17 protein-coding genes and 1 pseudogene are annotated in these 19,615 nt (G+C 60.6%); 4 read left to right on the top strand and 14 right to left on the bottom strand.

Annotation, left to right across the window (positions count from 1 at the left end; translation table 11 throughout):
• Positions 1 to 118: 118 nt before the first annotated feature.
• From PMI28_RS31625 to PMI28_RS10065, 4 genes and pseudogenes are all read right to left on the bottom strand, one after another.
• On the bottom strand, positions 119 to 823 hold the full coding sequence (locus PMI28_RS31625; RefSeq protein ID WP_405046322.1) for a methyl-accepting chemotaxis protein: 705 nt from the start codon (positions 821 to 823) through the stop codon (positions 119 to 121).
• A gap of 204 nt (positions 824 to 1,027) precedes the next feature.
• Positions 1,028 to 1,204: pseudogene (locus PMI28_RS31620) on the bottom strand (HAMP domain-containing protein); the annotation flags it as partial.
• A gap of 987 nt (positions 1,205 to 2,191) precedes the next feature.
• Positions 2,192 to 3,577, bottom strand: a complete 1,386-nt coding sequence (locus PMI28_RS10060; RefSeq protein ID WP_007988812.1) for an aminotransferase-like domain-containing protein — start codon at positions 3,575 to 3,577, stop codon at positions 2,192 to 2,194.
• Positions 3,578 to 3,832: 255 nt separating this feature from the next.
• Positions 3,833 to 4,594: an SDR family oxidoreductase gene (locus PMI28_RS10065; protein ID WP_007988811.1), complete on the bottom strand. Its 762-nt coding sequence runs from the start codon at positions 4,592 to 4,594 to the stop codon at positions 3,833 to 3,835.
• Positions 4,595 to 4,831: 237 nt separating this feature from the next.
• Here PMI28_RS10065 and PMI28_RS10070 point away from each other — a divergent pair, with 237 nt between their 5' ends.
• Complete coding sequence (locus tag PMI28_RS10070; protein ID WP_007988810.1) at positions 4,832 to 5,836, top strand: NADP-dependent oxidoreductase; 1,005 nt, start codon at positions 4,832 to 4,834, stop codon at positions 5,834 to 5,836.
• A 126-nt stretch (positions 5,837 to 5,962) separates the two neighbouring features.
• Here PMI28_RS10070 and pyrF read toward each other — a convergent pair whose 3' ends face one another.
• Complete coding sequence (gene pyrF / locus PMI28_RS10075) at positions 5,963 to 6,661, bottom strand: orotidine-5'-phosphate decarboxylase (RefSeq protein WP_007988809.1); 699 nt, start codon at positions 6,659 to 6,661, stop codon at positions 5,963 to 5,965.
• 296 nt (positions 6,662 to 6,957) lie between these two features.
• Here pyrF and PMI28_RS10080 point away from each other — a divergent pair, with 296 nt between their 5' ends.
• The gene (locus PMI28_RS10080; protein WP_033063471.1) at positions 6,958 to 7,716 is read left to right on the top strand and encodes a response regulator; all 759 of its coding nucleotides are present in this window, start codon (positions 6,958 to 6,960) and stop codon (positions 7,714 to 7,716) included.
• A complete protein-coding gene (locus tag PMI28_RS10085; protein ID WP_007988807.1) occupies positions 7,716 to 8,765 on the top strand; it encodes a sensor histidine kinase in 1,050 nt (349 codons plus the stop codon). Before PMI28_RS10080 ends, PMI28_RS10085 begins: the two co-directional genes overlap by 1 nt.
• Before the next feature lie 181 nt (positions 8,766 to 8,946).
• On the opposite strand, the gene PMI28_RS10090 is transcribed toward PMI28_RS10085, so the two are convergent.
• From PMI28_RS10090 to PMI28_RS10110, 5 genes are all read right to left on the bottom strand, one after another.
• Entirely contained in the window at positions 8,947 to 10,002 is a 1,056-nt protein-coding gene (locus tag PMI28_RS10090) for an AI-2E family transporter (protein WP_007988806.1), read from the bottom strand.
• 69 nt (positions 10,003 to 10,071) lie between these two features.
• Positions 10,072 to 10,878 carry a DUF4892 domain-containing protein gene (locus tag PMI28_RS10095; RefSeq protein WP_007988805.1) on the bottom strand — a complete coding sequence of 269 codons (807 nt, stop codon included), beginning with the start codon at positions 10,876 to 10,878 and terminating at the stop codon, positions 10,072 to 10,074.
• Between the two features lie 8 nt (positions 10,879 to 10,886).
• Positions 10,887 to 11,546, bottom strand: coding sequence for a glutathione S-transferase family protein (locus PMI28_RS10100; RefSeq protein WP_007988803.1), 660 nt, complete (start codon positions 11,544 to 11,546; stop codon positions 10,887 to 10,889).
• 50 nt (positions 11,547 to 11,596) lie between these two features.
• Positions 11,597 to 12,451 (bottom strand): alpha/beta hydrolase, encoded by an 855-nt coding sequence (locus PMI28_RS10105; RefSeq protein WP_007988801.1) that lies wholly within the window; start codon positions 12,449 to 12,451, stop codon positions 11,597 to 11,599.
• Positions 12,448 to 13,254, bottom strand: coding sequence for an alpha/beta fold hydrolase (locus PMI28_RS10110; RefSeq protein ID WP_007988799.1), 807 nt, complete (start codon positions 13,252 to 13,254; stop codon positions 12,448 to 12,450). The genes PMI28_RS10105 and PMI28_RS10110 overlap by 4 nt, the downstream gene beginning before the upstream one ends.
• 205 nt (positions 13,255 to 13,459) lie before the next feature.
• Between PMI28_RS10110 and PMI28_RS10115 the strand changes: the two genes are divergently transcribed.
• A complete protein-coding gene (locus tag PMI28_RS10115; protein ID WP_007988796.1) occupies positions 13,460 to 16,447 on the top strand; it encodes an RHS repeat-associated core domain-containing protein in 2,988 nt (995 codons plus the stop codon).
• Here the strand turns inward: PMI28_RS10115 and PMI28_RS10120 are convergent.
• The 4 genes from PMI28_RS10120 to PMI28_RS10135 form a co-directional block, all read right to left on the bottom strand.
• Positions 16,444 to 16,887 (bottom strand): hotdog fold thioesterase, encoded by a 444-nt coding sequence (locus PMI28_RS10120; protein ID WP_007988794.1) that lies wholly within the window; start codon positions 16,885 to 16,887, stop codon positions 16,444 to 16,446. The two genes, PMI28_RS10115 and PMI28_RS10120, sit on opposite strands and share 4 nt — an antisense overlap.
• A gap of 32 nt (positions 16,888 to 16,919) precedes the next feature.
• The gene (locus tag PMI28_RS10125) at positions 16,920 to 18,587 is read right to left on the bottom strand and encodes an AMP-binding protein (RefSeq protein WP_007988792.1); all 1,668 of its coding nucleotides are present in this window, start codon (positions 18,585 to 18,587) and stop codon (positions 16,920 to 16,922) included.
• Positions 18,588 to 18,787: 200 nt separating this feature from the next.
• On the bottom strand, positions 18,788 to 19,240 hold the full coding sequence (sixA, locus tag PMI28_RS10130; protein ID WP_007988790.1) for a phosphohistidine phosphatase SixA: 453 nt from the start codon (positions 19,238 to 19,240) through the stop codon (positions 18,788 to 18,790).
• Positions 19,237 to 19,584 carry a DUF4389 domain-containing protein gene (locus tag PMI28_RS10135; protein WP_007988788.1) on the bottom strand — a complete coding sequence of 116 codons (348 nt, stop codon included), beginning with the start codon at positions 19,582 to 19,584 and terminating at the stop codon, positions 19,237 to 19,239. The genes sixA and PMI28_RS10135 overlap by 4 nt, the downstream gene beginning before the upstream one ends.
• Positions 19,585 to 19,615 lie beyond the last annotated feature (31 nt).

Here is a 19,615-nt window from a genome sequence, read left to right as displayed (position 1 = left end):
GCCGAACGCAGCCTCGCGGGCTCGGCAGCTGCTACAAATAGTGTCGCGGCTGAAATTGCTTAACTGACTGGCATTAACCGAGACAGGTGGCTTTTTTTCGGTCTGGCCGATGATCATTTCAAAGCCTGAAATGCCCCACCATTCCCTTCAGTTCAACCCCCAGTTGTGCCAACTGAATACTGGACGCCGCATTGCCCTGCATCGCCAGCGATGACTGATCGGCACTGGCGCGAATACTGGTGACACTGCGGTTGATCTCTTCGGCGACCGAGCTCTGCTCCTCGGCAGCCGCGGCAATCTGCTGGTTCATCTGCTGGATCAACGATACCGCCGCGGCAATACTTCCCAGCGCACTCTCGGTCTGCAAGGCATCACTGACCGCCAGCTTCACCAACTCGCCACTGCTCTGAATCTGCTGCACCGACGACTGCGCCGCCGAGCGCAAAGCGCTGACCAGGCGTTCGATTTCTTCGGTCGATTGCTGGGTTCGTTTGGCCAACGCGCGCACTTCATCGGCCACCACCGCAAAGCCCCTGCCCTGCTCGCCAGCCCGGGCCGCTTCGATCGCCGCGTTCAACGCCAGCAGGTTGGTCTGCTCTGCCACGCTTTTGATCACACTCAAAACCGTGCCGATGTTGTGGATTTCCGCACTCAGGCTTTCGATGCTCGAACTGGCCGAGCTGGCCGAATCCGCCAACTGCTCGATCCGCGCCATGCTCTGACGCACCACCTGCTGGCCACTTTCTACCTTGCCGTCGGCCGTTTGCGCGGCCAGGGCCGCTTCTTCCGCATTGCGTGCGACATCATGCACCGTGGCCGTCATCTGATTCATCGCGGTGGCAACCTGTTCGGTTTCCTCTTTCTGCGTGCTGACTTCGAGATTGGTCTGTTCAGTCACCGTCGACAGCGATTGAGCAGAAGTCGCCAACTGTTCGATCCCCGACTGCAAGCCGCTGACTATATGGCTGAGCCCCGCGCCCATTTGCTGCATTGCCTGCATCAACTGGCCGATTTCGTCGCGGCGGGTCACGTCAATGGTCGCGCTCAAATCCCCTGAAGCAATCTGTTGCGCCACATGAATAACGCTGCGCAGCGGTGCCACAATCAACCGGGTGATGAACCACGCTGCAACCAGCCCAACCAGCAAGGCCAGGGCGGAAGAGCCAATGATCAGCAACGAGTTCTTTTTCAGCTCGGCCTGCATCGACAGGTCTTCAGCGCCATAAGCCTGATCCACCCGCTCAACCACTTGGGCAGCGCGTTGATGCAATTGTTGATAGACGGTTTTTTCCTGTTCCAGCAGGCCGGTGTACTCGGCAAGCTTGTCACTGAAACTGGCGATATGGCCCATCACCTCATTGAGGACGGTCTGGTAACCCTCATCCTTGACCGTGGTCTTGAGCTGCTCTGCCTGGGCCAATGCCTGGCTGGCCTGCTCGATCTTGCCTTGCCCGGCGCTGTCGTCACCTTTGCGGCTTTGATCCAGACGCACGCGAGCTTCATTCATGGCTTGCAGCATCAAGCGTGAAACCTGGCTGACCTGGCTGGCCTGCTCGATGAATTGCGCACCGTCCTTGCCTTCGGAATCTTTCAGCGTATAGGCGCCGTCATCGGCGAGTCCGGATTGCAAGACATCAAGATTGTTGGCCACGCTGGACACCGACCAACTGGCCATTTCCAGCGCCAGGTCCTTGGCCTGGCTGAGCGAGACAAACTCGTCGAAGGCCTTGCGATAGGCACCCAGGGACTGCTCGACATCATTCATCACCGGCACGTTGGCCGTAGACGCGGCCTTGAGTTGACCGGCCAGGGCGATCAAGCCATCGACACCCTCGTGCAGGGCATCGACGGTTTTCGGATTGCCGTGCAAGGCGTATTCCTGCTCCAGCAGCCGCACCTTGAGCAAACCGCTGTTGAGCGATGACATTTGCTTGAGGCCGTCAAAGCGCTGGCTGATGGTTTGCAAGGACCAAACGCCAATGCCCGCCACCAGCGCAGTCAACAACAGCACCAGGACAAACCCGATACCCAGTTTTTTCGCCATACCGAGGTTGGCAAAACGTCCTTGCACGCCCGAAATCATTGCACTTAGTCCCCTGCCAAAGTCTGTAGATGCAGATTCGCAACGGGCCAGTAGCAACACAAGGCTCTGGCGCCTGAATAATGGCAAAAAGCTACGCAGGCGTCGTTTTCAGAACGCTTGAGGTCGATCCCGGGCAGTGGCCTGAAAGAACGCACGGGCTCGCGGGTCGCAGGCATAAGCCACGTTGATACGCTGCCAGTCACTGGCCTCACCCGAGGGGTTGAAGGCGGTCTTCGATGACAGCAGTACACCCAGGCGCCGTGCCTGGGCCCGCACCTGATCGTAATCTGAGATGCGTGATCGTGCCCAAATGAACAGGCCTCCCGCCGGCTTGCCGAAAACATCCCAATCGGCATCTTCGAGCGACTGCAACACCGCCAGCCGGTCGCTGTTCAGGCGTTGGCGCTGACGCTGCACCAGTTTGCGGTAGGCACCGTTCGCCAGCAGACACGCCAGCACCGACTCGCAAAATCGCGAGGCGCCCATGCCGCTGATCATCTTGACCTCGGCCAGACGTGTAATGACTTCGGCACCAGCCACCACAAAGCCGACCCGCAAGGAACTGCTGAGGGTCTTGGAATAACTGCCCACGTAGATCACGTTGTCGTCCAGCGCAGCCAGTCGCGTGCCGGAACCACTGTGCAAATCCGCATAAACGTCGTCTTCGATCACCTGCACGCCATGGGCCCTGGCCAGTTGCAGCACGCGACGCGCCATCACCGGCGCAAGACTGCTGCCGGTCGGGTTGTGATAGAAGCTATTGATCAGCAGCCCTTGAGGCCGGTGCTTGACCAGCAGTGATTCGAGCACCTCCACGTCCGGGCCACGTGGCGTACGCGGCACCTCGATCATGTGGATGCCATGCAGCCTGAGCAGATCGAACAGCAGCGGATAACCGGGACTCTCCACGACCACACAGTCACCGGCCTTGAACAGTGTCCGCACGATCAGGTCGAGCCCCTGACTGGCACCCGCCGTGGTCATGATCCGGTTGTCCTCTGCCGGGATATCCAGTTGCCTGAGGCGCTTGAGGATCTGCTGTCGCAAGGCTGGCAATCCCAGCGGCGTGCTGTAGTTGAACAGGCTGGCTGTGTCGGTGCGACTGACTTGCCGAATCGCATAGCTCAGATCGTCTGTCTCGCGCCAGCTTTCGGGCAGCCCGCCACAGCCCAGCCGCAGCTCACTCGAACGGGCCCCGAGCTCGGGCTCAGCCCCCTCGAACCACACCGGCTCGTGTTCTGCACCCGCAGCCAATGCCGGGTTGGCAACCGCATAGCCCGCCCCATGACGTGACACCAGCATCCCCTGCGTGACCAGGCGTTCGCAGGCCTGGGCGACACTTAACTGACTGAGCAAATTGTTCCGCGCGATCTGTCGCACCGAAGGCAGGCGAGTACCGGGCGATACCCCGCTGGAATGAAGCCAGCACGTCAGCGCATCAACAATTTGCTGTACGACGGGCACCAGCGCCTGTCGGTCGATTCTCAATTCCATGAGCAAGCAAACTCCTGTGGTTTTGCGAAAAGCAGTTAATCACAGGAGCGTTCGCAGGCATGTGCGACAACGCCGCCAAAACTCTTGGTTCTAATCATTTGAAACACATTGCCCGGTCCCTTTGTGGAAGCAAAAAAACTGTGGGAGCGGGCTTGCTCGCGAATGCGGTGGATCAATCATTAATATGTCGACTGACACTCCCTCTTCGCGAGCAAGCCCGCTCCCACAGGTTCCGGGTGTATTCGCTGTGTTGTGTTAAAACGCGGTAACGCCGCCATCCACCGCCAATGAGTGCCCTGTGGTGAACGCAGCGCCATCGCTGCACAGGTACAACACCGCACTGGCGATCTCCTCGACTTTGCCGATGCGGCCTACCGGATGCATGGCGTTGGCAAACTCGCCTTTTTTCGGGTCGGCCTCGTAAGCGCGACGGAACATATCCGTATCGATTACCGCCGGGCACACTGCGTTGACCCGGATTTTTTTCTTGGCGTATTCAATGGCCGCCGACTTGGTCAGGCCGATCACCGCATGCTTGGAGGCTGCATAGATGCTCATTTTCGGCGCAGCCCCAAGGCCAGCCACCGATGCCGTATTGACGATCGCCCCGCCCCCCTGCGCCAGCAGCAACGGCAACTGGTATTTCATGCACAACCAGACGCCTTTGACGTTGACGCCCATGATCGCGTCGAACTCGTCGAGCGTGCCTTCGGCCAGTTTGCCTTTCTCGATTTCGATGCCGGCATTGTTGAAGGCATAGTCGAGGCGACCGTACGTATTGATCACCTCATCCATCAGATTTTTTACATCGCTTTCCAGGGTAACGTTGCAGCGCACGAAGGTCGCTTCGCCACCGGCCGTACGAATCAGCGCCACTGTGCCCTCGCCGCCCACCGCGTCCATATCGGCCACCACTACTTTCAGGCCCTCGGCGGCAAATGCCTGGGCGGTCGCGCGGCCAATACCGGCCGCCCCGCCTGTCACCACGACCACCTGGCCGGAAAACGTCATGCTCATTGTTATGTCCTCGAAGAGAAGAAAGCGGGGAATCGCGTATGGCCAGTCTAGCCATGGAGGTCTTGAACACGGCAGCACTATCAAGACTCCGGTTGGGCGCCCATGAGTTGCAGTGATGGAACTGCCGTACCAACTATCACTGCACTGGATTAACGTGCATTCGCCACATCAGCCGAACTTGCGGCATCGTCGCTGACCGGCTATCAACAAAGCTTCATTACATCCTGAGTGCCTGCCATGACCTCCCAGATCAATCGCCAATTCCTGCTCGCCAAACGTCCGGTTGGCGCGGCGACCCGCGAGACATTCACCTATCAGCAAGTGCCGGTCGGCGAGCCGGCGGCGGGTCAGATCCTGGTCAAAAACGAATACCTGTCCCTGGATCCGGCCATGCGTGGCTGGATGAACGAGGGCAAGTCCTACATCCCGCCGGTCGGGCTCGGCGAAGTCATGCGCGCATTGGGTGTGGGCAAAGTCGTCGCCTCGAACAATCCCGGGTTCGCCGTGGGTGACTACGTCAATGGCGCCATCGGCGTTCAGGATTACTTCCTCGGCGAGCCGCGAGGCTTCTATAAGGTCGATCCGAAACTGGCACCCCTCCCGCGTTATTTGTCTGCACTGGGCATGACCGGGATGACCGCGTACTTCGCCCTGCTCGACGTCGGCGCTCCGAAGGCCGGTGATACCGTTGTGCTGTCGGGCGCGGCCGGTGCCGTGGGCAGCATTGCCGGGCAGATTGCCAAGATCAAAGGGTGCCGGGTGGTTGGCATCGCCGGCGGCGCCGACAAGTGCAAGTTCCTGATCGAGGAACTGGGTTTCGATGGCGCTATCGACTACAAGAGCGAAGACGTCCTCGCCGGCCTCAAGCGCGAGTGCCCAAAAGGCGTCGACGTGTATTTCGATAACGTGGGTGGCGACATTCTCGACGCGGTGTTGAGCCGTCTGAACATGAAAGCACGGGTAGTGATTTGCGGTGCCATCAGCCAGTACAACAACAAGGAAGCGGTCAAGGGCCCGGCCAATTACCTGTCGCTACTGGTCAACCGCGCGCGCATGGAGGGTTTTGTGGTGATGGACTACGCCGCCCAGTACGCCAGCGCCGCACAGGAAATGGCCGGCTGGATGGCCAAGGGGCAGCTCAAGAGCAAGGAAGACATCGTCGAAGGACTGGAGACTTTCCCGGAGACGCTGATGAAATTGTTCAACGGCGAGAATTTCGGGAAGTTGGTGCTGAAGATCTAAGGCAACCACAAACCAATGTGGGAGCGGGCTTGCTCGCGAAGAGGGAGTGTCAGCCGACATCAATGTTGACTGACACACCGCGTTCGCGAGCAAGCCCGCTCCCACATTTGGATCTTCAGTGTTTGATCAGGCGAGTTCAGCCACAACGTCGGCCAACGCCTTGGCTGGATCCGCCGCCTGGCTGATCGGACGGCCGATCACCAGATAGTCGGAACCGGCATCCAGCGCCTGGCGCGGGGTCAGAATGCGGCGCTGGTCATCCTGGGCGCTGCCCGCCGGACGAATCCCCGGGGTCACCAATTGCAGCGACGGATGCGCCGATTTCAGCGCCTGGGCTTCCAGGGCCGAGCACACCAGGCCGTCCATCCCGGCTTTTTCCGCCAGGGCGGCCAGACGCAGCACCTGCTCTTGCGGCTCGATGTCCAGACCGATGCCCGCCAGGTCTTCACGCTCCATGCTGGTCAACACGGTCACGCCGATCAGCAGCGGTTTCGGACCGGTGCGCTTATCCAGCACGTCACGACACGCAGCCATCATGCGCAGGCCACCGGAGCAATGCACGTTGACCATCCACACGCCCATTTCCGCAGCCGCCTTGACGGCCATCGCGGTGGTGTTCGGGATGTCGTGGAACTTGAGGTCCAGGAACACTTCGAAACCCTTGTCGCGCAGGGTGCCGACGATTTCCGAGGCGCAGCTGGTGAAGAGCTCTTTACCGACTTTGACCCGGCACAGCTTCGGGTCCAACTGATCGGCCAGCTTCAGTGCGGCGTCACGGGTAGGGAAATCCAGGGCGACGATGATAGGAGTCTGGCAGGCGGACATGAGTGGGCTCTCAGGCAAGTCGAAATCGGCGCGCATTGTAGCGGAACCGGCGCCGCTGCGGGACCCGATGATCGGTAAATCGTCGAGACGGCTCAGGCAAGACTAGTCCCTGGGGCCATTGTGTCGAGTTCGATACACACACGACACGCCCGCAACACCCGGGCGCGCTACCCTCGGCAACCGCAACAGGTCCTCGCAACAGCACTTCCCGCCCCCGGGCCGGACGCCTATGCTGGAACCACAACCTCGCAGCCCATCTTTGTGGTTGGCAGCCTACCTGGCAGATGAACGCACGCATGCACAACCCCCAAGCCCCCGTGAACGACGACCAAAAAACGCCCGGTGACGACAAGCGCTGGAGCATTCGCGCCCTGATCGTCGACGATGATGTCCCGATCCGCGAATTGATGATCGACTACCTGGCCCGGTTCAACATCCACGCCAGCGGCGTCACCGATGGCGCTGCGATGCGCCTGGCGATGCAGGCGGAGCATTTCGACGTGGTGGTGCTCGACCTGATGCTGCCTGGTGAAGACGGTCTGTCGCTGTGCCGCTGGCTACGCGCCGAGTCGGACATCCCGATCCTGATGCTCACCGCTCGCTGTGAACCGACCGACCGGATCATCGGCCTCGAACTCGGCGCCGACGACTACATGGCCAAACCGTTCGAGCCCCGCGAGCTGGTGGCGCGCATCCAGACCATCCTGCGTCGGGTACGCGATGACCGCACTGAACAGCGCGCGAACATTCGTTTCGACAATTGGCGCCTGAACAGCGTGCTGCGGCAACTGATTGCCGACAATGGCCTGGTGGTGCCGCTGTCCAACGCCGAATTCCGTCTGCTCTGGGTATTTATCGAGCGTCCGCGCCGCGTGCTCAGCCGTGAACAACTGCTGGACGCCGCTCGTGGTCGTTCGATTGAAGCCTTTGATCGCAGCATCGACCTGCTGGTGTCGCGCCTGCGCCAGAAGCTCGGCGACGACCCCAAGGCTCCGCAGCTGATCAAGACCGTTCGCGGCGAGGGTTACCTGTTCGATGCCCGAGACATCGGCTGATGCGCGGGCGCTTCGATACCCTGTTCGGCCGCCTGTTCGGCGTGCTGTTGCTGGCGATTATCCTCGCGCACCTGCTGGCCTTTGCCTGGTTTCACCATTACGGCCCGCCGCCACCGCCACCTCCACCGGAGTTTTCTGAAGGCCTTGATGGGCCACGCCCACCGCTTGATCCACGCTTCGAAAAACGGCCGCCACGGCCGTGGTTCGGCGGCCCCTTGGTGCCCCTGACGTTTCAATTGGTCTCGCTGATCATTGCCGCCTGGTACGGTGCCAAACTGCTGAGCCGGCCGATCCAGCGCCTGAGCGACGCGGCCGAGCGCCTGAGCGAAAACCTCGACAGTCCGCCACTGGAAGAGTCGGGGCCACGGGAAGCGCGGTTAGCGGCGCACACATTCAACAAAATGCAGCGGCGCATCCTTGAACAGGTCAAGCAGCGCTCGCGCATGCTCGGCGCGGTGTCCCACGACCTGCGCACGCCGCTGTCGAGGCTCAAGCTGCGGCTGGAAAAAATCGACGACGACAAGCTGCAAGGCCAGATGCGGCAAGACCTCGACGACATGATCAGCATGCTCGACGCCACCCTCACCTATCTGCATGAACAGCGCACCAGCGAAGCCCTACAGTGGATGGACGTGCAGGCGTTGGTAGAGTCCCTGAGCGAAAATGCCCAGGACCAGGGCGCAAACGTCCAGGCCAGCGGTCACTGTGCCCCTCTGCAAGTGCAGCCGATGGCCCTGCGCTCTTGCGTCAACAACCTGATGGACAATGCCTTGCGCTACGCCGGCCAGGCGCTGATCACCCTGGAAGACCATCGTGAACACCTGGTGATTCGGGTCATCGACCACGGCCCGGGTATCGCCGCAGAACAACGCGAAGCGGTGTTCGAACCCTTCTTTCGCCTTGAAGGCTCGCGCAATCGCAATTCCGGCGGCGTTGGCCTGGGCATGACCATCGCCCGCGAGGCGGCGCAACGAATGGGCGGACAGTTGACTCTGGAAGAGACGCCGGGTGGCGGCCTGACGGCGGTCATCTACCTGCCGCGCACCTGAACGCATTGCCGACCCTTTGTGGGAGCGGGCTTGCTCGCGAAGAGGGCGTGTCAGTCGACATATTTATTGACTGATCCACCGCATTCGCGAGCAAGCCCGCTCCCACATTGATCTGTGTCGATCACAAAACCAGTGTGGGAGCGGGCTTGCTCGCGAAGAGGCCCTAAACTGAATACAGATCTCAGGGCCGGCGATCTTCGACACGTCCTTGAGTCTTGCTCCAGTCGGTCAACAGGCTGTAGGCCACCGCCAGCAACGTCGGGCCGATGAACAGGCCGATAAAGCCAAAGGCAATCAACCCGCCAAACACCCCAAGCAGCACAATGACCAGCGGCAGATTACCGCCCCGGCTGATCAGGTACGGTTTAAGCACGTTGTCGACACCGCTGATGATGAATGTGCCCCAGATCCCGAGAAATATGGCCAGCCCGTACTCGCCTTTCCAGGCCAGCCACGCGGTTGCCGGAATCCATACCAGCGGTGGCCCCATCGGAATCAGGCTGAGCATGAACGTCACGATGCCGAGCACCAACGCACCCGGTACGCCGGCAATCAGGAACCCGATCAGCGCCAGGATCGCCTGGGCTGCCGCGGTGCCGATCACACCGTTAACCACCCGCTGTACCGTGCCCGCGACCAGTTCAATGTAGTAGCCGGCCCGTTGACCGATCAGCCGCTCCAGCAATGTGTGCACAAACGCCGCCAGGCGCGGCCCGTCACGATAGAAAAAGAACACGAAGAGGATGCTCAGGGTCAGTTCGAGAATACCGCCACCGATCTGCGCGCTGCGCGCCAGCAACCAGTTACCCACCTGCCCCAGATAAGGCTTGAGCGATACCATCATCGCTGCGCCGTGCTCATCAATGCTGTTCCAGAGCCCGACCAGCCGCTCGCCCACCAGGGGAATCGAGCCCAGCCAGGCTGGCGCCTCGGGTAGACCCTCGACCTGCGCATCCTTGATGAACGCCGTGGCATCGCGAACATGGTCGGCAAGGTTGAAGCCCAGCCACACCAGCGGTGCCGCTACCAGCACCATCCAGCCCACCGTCAGCAATGCCGCCGCCAGCGACTCACGGCCATTGAGCCAACGGGTCAACAAGCGCATCAGCGGCCAACTGGCAAAGGCCAGGACTGCGCCCCAGAACAACGCCGACCAGAACGGCGCCATCACCCAGAAGCTCGCGCCGAACAGCACCACGAGCAGGATCTGCACCAACAGGCGATCGTTATTGATCATCTAAAGTCTCGAAAAAGTCAGTCAGCAAAAGAGTAGGCGAACACGGCGTACGCGCTCGCCCGGTACAGCCTACCGCAATAGCTCGATGTGCAGACCAGAGCCTCCGGCACTTCCGGTTTCCATCCGCGCAGCACGCACGCCTTGGCCAATCAGTGCCTGACGCCAGGCTTCGGCATTCGCTCCGGAAATACTGACCCGCAAAGTGGTGTCGAGATTCAGTCCGCGAGAAATCAGGCGTAGCCAGGTCTCGTCAGGTGCGTCGCTCAACGCGGAGAAGTCGAGCTCACCGGTGCTCCTGAGTTCACGCAGCAAGGTCGCGGAGGTCGGCAACAACTCGCCCAGCGGTGCCGAAGCTTCGAACTGTTCGACATGCAGATAGGCTTTGCGATTACCCCGGGTGATGCTGTACAGCGCGACGAGGGTGTTGTCCCGAGGAGCGGCAAGTCGCAGCAGCAAATAGGCTTGTTGATCGTCGGCGCCGTACAGCTTGGCGTTGCCGAAGACTTGATTGGCCCAGAGGCTGCTTTCGCCGCAATCGCGCGCCTGGCACCAAAAGAGCAACCCGGCGTCCTGTTTTTGCAAAGCCTCGCGGGCAGCGGTGAACGCCTCGATGGACGAATGCTCCGGTGGCAACTCGTAGGTCACCGAAGTGACGTTGCCGCGGGCACTGACCTGACCGTCAAAACGTAACTGGCCACTGATCTTGCGGATCGAGCCCAACGGGTAGATCCGCTCCAGTTCGGCGGCGGGGCGATAGTCGACAATCTGGGCGTCAGCCATACGCGGCACTATCGGCAGGTCCTGACTGCCCGGAAGATCGGCGGCGAACAACAAGGGACTGAAACTGCACAGCACCAGCAAACTGAATGAACGCATGGATAGACTCATCGGATCAGCATGGCCTGGGCACCCTTGATGACACTGGCTTCATCGGCGCGTTGCGGTATCTGCAGTCCACGCTGCACCGCCGGCCGGGCCTCCATGGTTGCCATCCAGCGTTGCAATGCCGTCAAGCCCTCCACCGAGACACCCGACCACTCGTAACCGCGCACCCACGGAAAGGTTGCGATGTCGGCGATGCTGTACTCGCCAGCGAGGAATTCCACGCTTTGCAAACGCGTGTCGAGTACTTCGTAGAGACGACGGGTTTCATGCTGATAGCGGTCGATGGCGCCCTGGAGCTTTTCCGGAAAGTAGCGGAAGAACACGTTGGCCTGGCCCTGCATCGGGCCGATACCCCCCATCTGGAACATCAGCCACTGCAATACCACCGAACGGCCCTTCGGGTCGCAAGGCATCAGTTTGCCGGTTTGTTCAGCGAGGTAAATCAGGATGGCGCCGGACTCGAACACAGCGAAATCGCCGTTGGCACGGTCGACAATCGCCGGAATCCGGCCATTGGGGTTGATCTTGAGGAAGTCCGCGGACTTCTGCTCCTTTTTGTCGAAACTCAAGGCATGCACCGTGTAGGGCAGGCCGAGTTCCTCGAGCACGATAGAGACCTTGTGGCCATTCGGGGTCGCAGCGGTGTAGAGATCTATCATGGTTGTCTCCCATTTCAACCCGCCAAGCCTCGACAGTTGCCAGACGCAAGTCAAGGAATGGCGAAGAACCGATTGAAACAGTCTGCGACAAGATCGGCACCGGACTCGTCATTCAGGTGCAAATGGTGGCCGCCTGGCAGCTGTTCCCGGCTAAAGGGTAGACGCTCGAGCAATTCCGGGTGCTTGGCGAGCATGCCGTCAGCAGCGACCACCAGTGTTGCAGGACATTTGACCCGCTGGACGAAGGCCATTGCCTGTTCGGTTGTAAGACGCAGCGGCGATGGCAGCGTGAGGCGATTGTCGGTGCGCCAGGTATAACCGCCCGATACCGGCATCAGGCCACGCTGCGCCAGCAGTTCAGCGGCCTCGCGGCTGACCGCCACCAGGCCCTTCATGCGCGCTTCGATGGCACGGTCGAGGGTGTCGTAGACCGGTTTGCGCTTTTCCCGCAGATCCAGTTGCGCTTGCAGGGCCATGCCCATGCGCTCGGCAGCGTTTTCACCTTTGTCTGTAGGAGGAATGATGCCGTCGATCAACGCCAGGTGGGTGACCCGCTCGGGCATCGACCCGGCGATGATCAGCGAAGCGATGGCGCCCATGGAATGCCCCATCAGCGCAAATTTCTTCAGTCCAAGCTGTTCGGCGACCTGCAGCACATCGTGGGCATAGTCCCACATGGCGTAACCGGCTCCCGGCGGGCGGTGCCCGGAATGACCGTGACCGGCCATGTCCAGCGCGATGATGCGCAGGCCTTTGAGTTTGGGTGCCAGGCGGGCAAAACTGTTGGCGTTGTCCAGCCAGCCATGCAGGGCAATCACCGGCAAACCGTCTTCAGGACCGAACAGGTGCGCCGCCAGTTCGATGTGCGGCAGACTCAGGCGGACTTCTTCGACGACGTGGCTCATGCGCAATCCTGTTGTCGACGGCCGTCCCAGCGGTTGAACAGGCCTTTGAGCATTTCTGCGGTATCAAGGGGACGCTCAAGCGGAAACATGTGGCCACCGGGCATGGTCAACGACTCGCCCAGCGGCAGGCGGTCGACCGAACTGGCGTGATGGCGCATGACCACGCGGCTGTTGTGCCCGCGAACCACCGCCAGCGGCACTTTCAACTGCCGGGTGCTGCCCGGGCTGGTGTGCGGCACGCCGCGGTAGATGCTGATTTCCGTGGCCGGGTCGAAACGCAGGCGCAGCTTGTCGCCATCCTGGTGCAAGCCATGTTGCAGGTAGGCATCGAAGCATTCCGGGTCGAAACCGCGAAACAGGGTCTTACCGGCGAAATACTTGCGGGCGCTTTCCAGGTCGGCGAATTCTTCACGACGACCGAGGGTTCGGCCGGCCGGGGTCAGGCGGTCGATGAAACCAAAGCGCTTGGCCGCACGGATGACCCATCGATCGGTTCGGGTCAGCACCGGCGAGTCGAGCATCACCACGCCGCGATACAACTCGGGGCAGCGCAAGGCCGCATGCAGGTGCAACACGCCACCGAAGGAATGACCGACGCCCCACACGGGTTCGGCCTGCCGTTGCAGGTGATGGATCAACTCGTCCACCAGGTTGTACCAGTTGTCATCAGCCGGGAAACGCGGGTCGTGGGCGTGCTGCTCCAGATGCGTCACCTGATATTCGGGTGCCAGCGCCGCAAATAACTTGCCGTAGGTCCCCGAAGGAAAACCATTGGCGTGGGCGAAAAAAATCTGTTGCGACATACCTGCAAATCCATGAGCGAAAACAGGTGTTGATTGTCCGCAAGACCGCGTCCTGCAGCAATGACCGTAACTGCCAGGAATGATGACACACCCGCCGTGGCAATGACGCCACTGCGGACACCGCCTGTTATTTCTGACAGTTGACCGCCAACCGGTATCAAGCAGATAAGAAGGACTGTTCCACCCAGTCACAGGCAATCTCACGATGACCCACGCCAACACTCCGGCCATCCAGGTCTTTGACCCACGCGGGCTGAGCGTGCGCAGTTTGGCGTATCACCGTCGCGAGAACGCGTCGGCACCGGAGCCTTGCATCACTCAGCAGGAATATGACCGCGCCGGTCGCGCTGTTCTGACTCGTGATCCACGCCTGTTCCGTTTGCATCAAGACGGTCAGACGGCAGCCAATCAGCACAACATTTTCAGTTTGTCGGGCACTGTAGTGCTTTCGCAAAACAGTGACGCCGGTTGGCGCCTGGGGTTGCCCGGCGCGCACGGGCAAAGTGTTGAAGGCTGGGATCAGAAACTCAGCCAGAGCCGCGTGGACTATGACCCTCAGCGCCGCCCGGTCGCTACGTTCGAGCGTGCGTGGCAAGGAGCGGAACGCTGCATCGCACGTTTCACCTATGCCGATAACGACGCCGATACCAGCCATAACCTGCGCGGCCAGTTGATTCGGCACGACGACAGCGCCGGCACCCTGCTCTTTACCGAGTTCAGTCTGAACGCTACGCCGTTACAGCAAAGCCGCACCTTTATCGCCGATCCGCAATGGCCGGTGGACTGGCCCGAGTCAGTGCCTGAACGCGACGCCTTGCTGGAGAACGCGCCAGCCATCACTCGCCTTCATTGCAACGCCGCCGGTGAGCCCGTCACCCAGACCGATGCATTGGGCAACCGGCAGACATTCCTTCATACCTGTGCAGCCGAACTGCGTGAGGTTCGTCTGAAACTCGCCGGGCCGGCAGAGGAAACGGCGCTGGTCCGGGACATTCAGTACAACGCCTTCGGCCAGATAGAACGACAATGTGCGGGAAACGGCGTTATTTCATGGGCGACTTATCGGCCCGACGATGGCCGACTGGAACACCTCAAAGCCCATGTAACAGGGCAACCGGCCTTGCAAGATCTGACTTACGAATACGACGCTGTGGGCAATATCACCTGCATCACCGACGGCGCTGAAGCGACTCACTTTCACCGCAACCAGCGCATCGAGCCAGTCAATCGCTACCGCTACGACAGCCTCTACCGCCTGATCGAGGCCAGTGGCCGGCAATTGCGCAACGCGCCGGGTGGACCACAGCTACCGGATTTCCAGCCCGCCGCCGATCCCGGACAACTGGAAAATTACACGCGTATCTACACCTACGATGAAGCCGGTAACCTGAAGGTCATGCAGCATCAGGCAGACAGCGCCAGCCGTACCGAACGCACGGCTATCGCCAGACTCAGCAATCGCAGCCTTCCTGAAAAGCCCGATGGCGAACTGCCCGACGAACAGGAAATTGCCATCGGTCATGATCTCAATGGCAACCGTACCGGGCTTCAACCCGGGCAAACTCTGCTTTGGGATCTGCGCAACCAACTGCGCCAGGTCGATCAGGTGGTGCGTGAAGATGAACCGGACGATTGCGAGTTTTATGTGTACGACGGCAGTGGCCAGCGTCAGCGAAAAATCCGTCAGGCCTACACCGGCACATTGACCCGCACTCACGAAACCCGTTACTTGCCGGGAGTGGAAGTCCGCACGTCTGCCGACGAGACACTCCACGTCGTGACGATCAAGGCCGGACGCAGCACGGTGCAAATCCTGCACTGGCAGACTGAACCGCCAGCCGGCATTCCCCAGAACCAGCATCGCTACGGTTTTACCGATCATTTGGGCTCCAGCGCCCTGGAGCTGGACGAAGCGGCCTTGCTCATCTCCCGGGAAAGTTACTACCCCTATGGCGGAACCTGCTGGTGGGCCGGGCGCAACAAACTGGAAGCCAACTACAAAACACTGCGCTATTCAGGGCAGGAACGGGATGCCACCGGGTTGTATTACTACGGGTTTCGTTATTACGTGCCGTGGTGTCAGCGGTGGTTGAATCCGGACCCGGCAGGCGTTGCCGATGGCTTGAACCTGTTTGCCATGGTGCATGGCAATCCGATTGGACACGTGGACTTTCAGGGGCTGATCACTGTCGGTGAAGTGTTTAACGCTGCTGGCGCAACGCTTGCGCGTGACGGGCTGAGTGCCTTGGCGGGTGGAACTGTCAGGTATTTTGCGACACAAGCACTGACGCAATGGGCAACACCGTCTGACGATGCAGACGGTCAAGCCGTAGACCCCGGCTCCAACCTCGCTTTGACCGTAGCAGGTTCGGTGGTGGGGGCATTGGCCGGCGGTTCGATGGGGATGGGTGCAGGCAGCAATATCGTCTCCCGTTACAGCAACAGCCGTACCGCGCAGAGGGTCGGGGCGGGTATTGGCGGTTTGTTGGGTGCAACAGCGGGCGCAGCAGCTCCACTCTATTCATATTTGAGCAACCCTGGGACATTGAATGTTGTAGCCATTAGCGTCATTACCAGTGCGCCTGGGGGGCTGACAAGGGAAACCGGGCAACGAGTCTCCGCAGAGCTTGGTCCCAGACTCACACTCGCGCCGTCCGGTGTTGCGACGGCCCTGCGCACAGGTGTCTACGGGGCATTGCTGTTTAGCGGTGGCGCCATTCGAGCAGAACTATCTCCTTTAGCCGGAGTAGCCATCAGTGCTGTCGTCGAAGGTCTGGATGGGGCATCTATCGTCACTATCAATGCGTTGCGCGCAGGAACCTACGCATCAGGTACCAATCGGCTATCCATGCCAAATTTCTGGGAGGTCATATATGGCTGGTCTACGCGCACCGCCGGGGCAACCTTGACCGCCTCTCTGACGTTTATTTTCAACCCGCTGACCAGCGCGATCGAAAACGTCAATTTGCGGATGGGAACCGTCGCAACAATGGCAACTCCCACTGAAGCCCGAACGTATTTGGGACAACACGTGCAGCGCGGCACTGCCGCGCTGTTCAGGTATGACGATGTGGACTTCACCCTGGACCACTTCACCCAACCGAACAGGGAGTGGACGGGGCACCCGGACATGCCCACTCGCAACGACATTCCGATGATAACGTTCAGGCCCCGTGCTTCGAGCTTGCCTTAACGCACCGGCGGATTCTCACCCAACGGCACCACCGCCATGGTCAGCCGCGACACGCAACTGGCCTTGCCTTCATCACTGGTCAGGCGAATGTCCCAGACATGGGTCGTGCGGCCGATGTGGATTGGCTTGGCCACCGCCGTCACCCGCCCGCTGCGCAGGCCGCGCAAATGGTTGGCGTTGATTTCCAGGCCCACGCAATAGAACTTACTGGCATCGATACACAGGTAGCTGGCCATGGACCCGACCGTTTCGGCCAGCACCACCGAGGCACCGCCATGCAGCAAGCCGTAAGGCTGATGGGTGCGGTGATCGATGACCATGCTGGCGGACAGGGACTCCTCGTCGAAGGCTTCGAAACGGATGTCCAGCACTTCGCCGATGGTGTTTTTCTGGATTGCGTTCAACTGCTCGATGTTTGGAGTGGTGCGCCACAGGCTCATCGCAGAGTTTCCTTGTTGGTTTTGTTCGTGGATCAATCCTGCCACAGCACCGCTTCCTTGCGCTCGCTCCATTCTTCAAAGCGCTCGCCATAAGCCGCTTCGATCACGTTGCGTTTGATCTTCAGGGTCGGGGTGAGAAAGCCGTTTTCCACCGCCCAACTGTCCTTCACCACCACCAGGCGGCGCAGTTGCTCATGTTTGTCGAGGGCGCCGTTGACCTCTTCCAGCAGCTTTTCCAGGCTCGAATGCAAACCGGCGCGTGCAGTCCCGCCGGCATCCTGCTGGCCGACCGCCGACAACACGCACAAGCCCAGCGGTGCGCTCAAGCCATCGCCCACCACGCAGACCTGTTCGATGCGCGAATGTACGGCCAGGCGATTTTCAATCGGCGCCGGGGCCACGTATTTGCCTTTGCTGGTCTTGAAGATTTCCTTCAGGCGCCCGGTCAGGCGCAGATTGCCTTCGGCGTCTTCCTCGCCCTTGTCGCCGGTGCGCAGGAAGCCATCCCCGGTAATGGTGTCAGCGGTTTTTTCCGGTTCCTTGTAATACCCGAGCATGGTCGCGCCACTGCGCACCATGACCTCCCCCGTCTTGGCGATCCGCACTTCGACTTCAGGGCAGGGTTTGCCTATCCAGCCCGGTTTGTTCTGGCCCGGCATGCAGATGTGCGAATAGCCGCAACTCTCGGTCATGCCGTAGACCTCCAGCACGTCCAGCCCCAGTTTGCGGTACCAGAGCAGCAAGGTCTGCGGAACGGGCGCCGCGCCGGACAAGGCGATGCGCAAAGCATCCAGCCCGAGCCCGGCCAGGACTTTATGCCCGACCCGCTTGCCGATGATCGGCAGGCCGAGCAGGAAGTCGAGGCGCTTTGCCGAAATCTTGCTGTACACGCCCATCTGGAATTTGGTCCAGATGCGCGGCACGCCAAACAGCGCGGTGGGGCGCGCGCGCTGCAGATCGGTGAGAAAGGTGTCCAGGCTCTCGGCGAAGAATACCGTCTGGCCGGTATAGATCGACGCCAGTTCGACGAACATCCGCTCGGCAACGTGGCACAGCGGCAAGTAGGACAACAGCCGGTCCGACTCGTTGAGGCCGAACAACGCAGTGCCATGGGTGGTGGCGAATCCCAGAGTGCCAAAGCTGTGCATGACACCCTTGGGCAGGCCGGTGGTGCCGGAGGTGTAAATGATGGTCGCCAGTTGATCGGCGGCGGGTTTGGGATCGTCCTGGATCGGCGAGCTGCGTTGCAGGTCGTCCCAACTGAAATCAAAGTCGCCGGGGGGATGCAGCGGCAGGCTGATGGTCGGCAGGTCGGGGCTGACGCCACGGGACATGCCTGGCCAGTCGTCGAGCTTGCCGATGAACGCCAGCGCCGCTTCCGAGTGCTCAAGCACCTGGCAAACCGATTCGGCGGTGAGGTTGGGATACAACGGCACTGACACATGCCCGGCCATCCAGATCGCCAGGTCGGCAATGATCCAGTGCGCGCAGTTCTTCGAGATCAGGGCAATATGGCTGCCCTGCGGCAGTTCCCGTGCCCGCAACCAGTGAGCCGCGCAACGGGCCTGATGACCGACGTCCGCCCAGGTCAACGTCTCGACCTGGCCGCCTCCGACCGGCTGGACCATAAAGCGCTGGCGGGGATGACGGGCTTCACGCTCGTAGAAAACGTCCAGAGGCAAACGAAAAGCAGCAGACATGCGACTCGCTCCTGTGATTTTGGTCTGGAGCAAGCGTAGTCAACCAAGCAAGTGCTTGGTTGAATATTTCATTCAAAACTTTCCAGGCGATGACATCCCCTGTGGGAGCGTGGCTTGCCCGCGATGCAGGCTCCGCAGTTTATCAGGTACACCGAGTCGATACCTTCGCGGGCAAGCCACGCTCCCACAGGAATGCGGCGTTATGGGTGCTTGATGCTGTCGAGCTTCATCGAGCCGACTAGTAACTCATCACCCTTGAGTTCGGCCAACCCGGCGGTGCTGACTTTTTCCGGCGGATGCCCGGCACCATGTTGCAGGTAACTCAACAAATGCCCCACCAGCGGGTTGTGGCTGACCAAAAGGACGTTGCTCACCGATACGAGCTGCTCGGCCACTTTGTCCGGATCGGTTTCCGGAGTCAGCCAATCTACGGTGCGGATCTCGGGCTCGAAGCCCAATGCCTCGCGCACCAGTTGCGCCGTTTGCTGTGCACGCAGGTAGGGGCTGGCATAGATCGCCGTCAGCGGCTGGCCCATCAGCCGCGCCGCGCTGCTCAACACTTCCTTGCGGCCATGGTCGGTCAGTTTCCGCTCGGAATCGGGTCGAGTGCCGTAAGGCTCGGCCTCACCATGACGCAATACCCAGAGTTTCATAGCTTGGGTTCCTCATCTCGGGCCGGATGCGGTGCCGGTGCCACGACATGCGGCGCTTCACCTTCCGGCGTACGCGGCGCCGGCCAATCGGCGAACGGCCAGGGTTTCTGGTCGCTGTGAAAGCTGCCGAAACGCCCGATCTGCGCCAGAAACTGGCTCAGGCTGTCGCCGAAATTCATCAGGCTGGCGCTCGGGGCGCCATAAAACAAACGATAGATCAACTGCACCAGCACGACGGCGCCGAGGATGAACTGCGCCACTTGCCACACCAGCACGAAGACGATCATCCACAACACCCGCAGCAGGATGGATTCGTATTTGGCTTCTAATTTCGGATCGTTCATGCGCAACTCCCTGCTTTTCTGGCAAGTGTGA

The sequence above is a fragment of the Pseudomonas sp. GM48 genome (genome assembly GCF_000282335.1).
Lineage (GTDB): Bacteria > Pseudomonadota > Gammaproteobacteria > Pseudomonadales > Pseudomonadaceae > Aquipseudomonas.
The sequence above is the reverse complement of the archived record's forward strand: the minus strand, read 5'-3'. Positions and strand labels throughout refer to the sequence as shown.

Coding starts and splice junctions, on each gene's coding strand:
- PMI28_RS31625 (WP_405046322.1), bottom strand. CDS start 823: ATGACGGCCACGGTGCATGATGTCGCACGCAATGCGGAAGAAGCGGCC.
- PMI28_RS10060 (WP_007988812.1), bottom strand. CDS start 3,577: ATGGAATTGAGAATCGACCGACAGGCGCTGGTGCCCGTCGTACAGCAA.
- PMI28_RS10065 (WP_007988811.1), bottom strand. CDS start 4,594: ATGAGCATGACGTTTTCCGGCCAGGTGGTCGTGGTGACAGGCGGGGCG.
- PMI28_RS10070 (WP_007988810.1), top strand. CDS start 4,832: ATGACCTCCCAGATCAATCGCCAATTCCTGCTCGCCAAACGTCCGGTT.
- pyrF (WP_007988809.1), bottom strand. CDS start 6,661: ATGTCCGCCTGCCAGACTCCTATCATCGTCGCCCTGGATTTCCCTACC.
- PMI28_RS10080 (WP_033063471.1), top strand. CDS start 6,958: ATGCACAACCCCCAAGCCCCCGTGAACGACGACCAAAAAACGCCCGGT.
- PMI28_RS10085 (WP_007988807.1), top strand. CDS start 7,716: ATGCGCGGGCGCTTCGATACCCTGTTCGGCCGCCTGTTCGGCGTGCTG.
- PMI28_RS10090 (WP_007988806.1), bottom strand. CDS start 10,002: ATGATCAATAACGATCGCCTGTTGGTGCAGATCCTGCTCGTGGTGCTG.
- PMI28_RS10095 (WP_007988805.1), bottom strand. CDS start 10,878: ATGCGTTCATTCAGTTTGCTGGTGCTGTGCAGTTTCAGTCCCTTGTTG.
- PMI28_RS10100 (WP_007988803.1), bottom strand. CDS start 11,546: ATGATAGATCTCTACACCGCTGCGACCCCGAATGGCCACAAGGTCTCT.
- PMI28_RS10105 (WP_007988801.1), bottom strand. CDS start 12,451: ATGAGCCACGTCGTCGAAGAAGTCCGCCTGAGTCTGCCGCACATCGAA.
- PMI28_RS10110 (WP_007988799.1), bottom strand. CDS start 13,254: ATGTCGCAACAGATTTTTTTCGCCCACGCCAATGGTTTTCCTTCGGGG.
- PMI28_RS10115 (WP_007988796.1), top strand. CDS start 13,460: ATGACCCACGCCAACACTCCGGCCATCCAGGTCTTTGACCCACGCGGG.
- PMI28_RS10120 (WP_007988794.1), bottom strand. CDS start 16,887: ATGAGCCTGTGGCGCACCACTCCAAACATCGAGCAGTTGAACGCAATC.
- PMI28_RS10125 (WP_007988792.1), bottom strand. CDS start 18,587: ATGTCTGCTGCTTTTCGTTTGCCTCTGGACGTTTTCTACGAGCGTGAA.
- sixA (WP_007988790.1), bottom strand. CDS start 19,240: ATGAAACTCTGGGTATTGCGTCATGGTGAGGCCGAGCCTTACGGCACT.
- PMI28_RS10135 (WP_007988788.1), bottom strand. CDS start 19,584: ATGAACGATCCGAAATTAGAAGCCAAATACGAATCCATCCTGCTGCGG.